Origin of the sequence: Nonomuraea antri, assembly GCF_013283785.1 — a bacterium.
GTDB classification, from domain to species: Bacteria; Actinomycetota; Actinomycetes; order Streptosporangiales; family Streptosporangiaceae; genus Nonomuraea; species Nonomuraea antri.
Map to the genome: position 1 here is coordinate 1 of NZ_JABCPZ010000450.1, position 3,186 is coordinate 3,186.

A 3,186-nucleotide genomic window follows, 5' to 3' on the forward strand; every position below is an offset into this window, starting at 1 on the left:
TGTTCTGGTTGTCAGGGGTGTGACGAGCGCCGCGATCGGTGTGCTGTGTGCCGCGAACGGGATCGTGTTGCATGAGCTGAGCCCGCGCCAAGGTTCTCTGGAGGAGGCGTTCATGCGGTTGACCGGCGATGCGATGGAATATCACGCCGCGGACTCCGCCGCTCATGTGACACCCCGCGCCACGGCCGATGCGATGCCCAGCACGGCAGGGGTTCACGTAATGCCGTACGACACCGGGGAAGGGGCGAGGCGATGAGTCTGGTTGCGGCCGAAGGTGTCAAGCTGCTCTCCACGCCGTCGCCCAAGGTGTTGGCCGCGGCCGCGGTGGTGGTTCCGGTGGCTTTCGCGGGGCTGGTCGCAGGGTCAGCGGGGGATCCGGCGGCCGTTACCGTCGCGGTCAGCCAGGCGGGGTTCCAGTTCGGTATGGCGCCGATCCTGGCGCTGGCGGTGGCCTCTATCACCACCGAGTACCGGTATCACACCATAAAGGCGACCTTCCTGGCAGTGCCGGGACGTGGCTCGGTGCTCGCCGCGAAGGCCGCCGTGACCGCGTTGGCCTGTGCCGCGCTCGGCCTGGTCGCCGCGTTCTGCGCGCTCGGTGTCGCGGCGCTGCTGGCACCACGAGCCGACCTCGCGCTGGACACGGCGGCCGACTGGCGGAACGTGGCGGGCGTCGCCGCGTACTACGCCGGTGCGGCGGTCATCGCGGTCGCGATCGGGGCGGTCGTCCGGCACACTGCGGGCGCGCTGATCCTGGTGCTGGGGTACGCGATGTTCGCCGAGTCGCTCGTGCCGGCGATCCCGGGGGCGGGCTTGGCCATTCACCGGTGGCTTCCGTTCAACGTGGGCAAGCAGTTCCTCACCGGCGGTCCCGATCCGGGGATGCCGCCGCCCGGGCCGCCCGCCCCGCCTCCGTCGACCGCGTTACTCGGCCCGTGGTGGGCGCTGGTCTATTACGTGGGGTTCGCGCTCGTCCTGCTCGGTGTCGCCGCGGTGGTGGTGCGGCGGCGCGACGCTTGAGCATTCTGGCTGGAGTGCGGGTGTGTCCCCGTAAACCCGGCCTGGGTGCGGGCCTCTCCCATCGGGGCTTTGGTCAGGTGTTGGGCTTGCTCGCTGCGGCTTGGGCAGGCACGTTCCTTCATCCCACGGCGGCCTTGACCGAGTGCGGGTCTCCCTACTTGACCTCACCGGGTGTGAGACTCCCTCAGCTGCGCTCGTCCAGGCACGGGGCGCCCTGGCTCGACCTTCGCCGGACGTGAGGCTGTCCTATATGGCCTGGCCTTGACCGGGTGAGACTTCCGCACCCGCGCTCGATCAGGAGTGGACTCCCCCGTCGCGAGCTTCACTGGACGTGAGACGGCCCTGCCTAGTCTTGACTGGGCCGAACTCTCCGCACCTGCGCTCGAGCAGGCGCGGGACTTCCCGTCATGAGCTTCATCGGACGCGGGTCTATCCTGTTTGGCCTTGACTGGGCGGAACTCTCCCGTCCCCCCGCTTGACCAGGCGCGGGACTTCCCGTCGCGAACTTCATGGACGTGGGCTGTCCCGTCTGGCCTTGACCGGGTGTGGTGGGGTTCCTTACGGTCCGAACGAGGATGATTCGGACGAGGCACTGCCTGGAGGCCAGCCTTGACAGAGCAGCAGTCCAGCGCCAATCCGCCGACATGGCCGGACCTTCCGCCCGGGCCGTACGGCACGCCCTCTCCCGATCTGGCCCAGCGGCTGGCGGAGGCGCCGATGGATGCGGCGACTCTGCCGAGCGGTGATCGGGTTCCGATGCTCGTCCGGTACGCCGACGTGCGCGGGCTGCTCGCCTCCCCCGCGAGCAGCCGTAACCTGCGCGATCCCGGCTTGCCGAGGATGGCGCGAGGTACGTTCCTGGATGACGATCCGGCCGCGCTGATCAACCAGGATCCGCCGGAGCACACTCGCTATCGGCGGATTCTGCAGGGCACGTTCACGCCGCGAAACGTCGAGCGCTGGCGGCCGCGCGCGGCAGTGCTCGCCGGTGAGCTGATCGAAGCGGCCGGTGAGGAGTTCGATCTTGTTTCGGACTTCGCGTTGCCGCTGCCCGCGCGGGTGATGTGCGAGTTGCTCGGGGTGCCGATGGATCGGTTCGAGCAGTTCCGCGGCTGGACCGACATGTTCCTGTCCACCTCGGACGCGAGCGCGGAGGCGCGGTTCGAGGGGCTGTCCGCGTTCACCGCCTATGCGCGGGAGCTGATCGAGCGGCACCGCGCCGAGCCAGGCGACGACCTGATCGACCTGCTCATCTCGGCCCGCGACGGACGGGACGGGCTCAGCGAGGACGAGCTGACCAACATGGTGTTCACGCTGATCCTCGCCGGGCACGAGACCACCGCCTCGATGATCATCCGGGGTGTGTTCCGGCTGTTGTGCCATCCCGGTCAGTACGCCGAGCTCGCGTCACGGCCTGAGCTGGTGGAGCCGGCGGTGGAGGAGATCCTGCGGCACGAGGCTCCGGGCAGCAACGGCATGCTGCGGCGGATGACCGAGGACGTCGAGGTGTCCGGCGGGACCATTTCGGCGGGGGCCGTCGTCCTGCCCAACCTGTGGGCGGCCGATCATGATCCGGCTGTGTTCGACGATCCGATGCGCTTCGACGTGCACCGGTTCGCGGGCGAGCCGGTCACTCCGCACCTGGGGTTCGGTCATGGCCCGCACTACTGCCTGGGTGCCAACCTGGCCAGAATGGAACTGCAGGAGGCGTTACGCGCCCTGGTGACGCGATTGCCTGGGTTGCGGGCGCAGGAGGATCTGGGGGCGGTGCGGTGGAGCGACGGGTTCGTCTTCCGGCCGCTGCGACTGCTGGTCAAGGCTGGTTGAGCTCTGCTGGGCTGAACTCGGCTGGACTGGGCTGCGGGTCAAGGCTGACGGAGGTCTGCTGGTCGAGCTGGTTGAGCCCTGCTGGTTGAGGTCGGTTGGGCCGCGCTGGTCGAGGGGCCTTTGTGTCCCCTGTTTGGACACCGCTGTTCGGGGCGGAGTCGCGAGCGTGCCGCCGTCTAGTGCGGGATCGTTTGGCGCGCGGCACAGTGAACCGGTGTTCAGTGCGGGGTGTGGTGCGCTGCCGTTTGGTGCCGCAGTCTATTGATCGTCGTTGTGCGGTGCGCGGTGGTGGTGGGTGGTGTGGTCGCTGGGGGTGTGGCATGTGGGGCGGTTGTTGGT

The 3,186-nt window shown here is 68.8% G+C and carries 2 protein-coding genes and 1 pseudogene; all 3 read left to right on the top strand.

Annotated elements, in window-relative coordinates; translation table 11 throughout:
• Positions 1 to 256: pseudogene (locus HII36_RS56205) on the top strand (hypothetical protein); the annotation flags it as partial.
• A complete protein-coding gene (locus HII36_RS54215) occupies positions 253 to 1,020 on the top strand; it encodes a hypothetical protein (protein WP_173531211.1) in 768 nt (255 codons plus the stop codon). The pseudogene HII36_RS56205 and the gene HII36_RS54215, both read left to right, overlap by 4 nt.
• Positions 1,021 to 1,629: 609 nt before the next feature.
• Entirely contained in the window at positions 1,630 to 2,847 is a 1,218-nt protein-coding gene (locus tag HII36_RS54220) for a cytochrome P450 (RefSeq protein WP_236005196.1), read from the top strand.
• Positions 2,848 to 3,186: the final 339 nt, after the last annotated feature.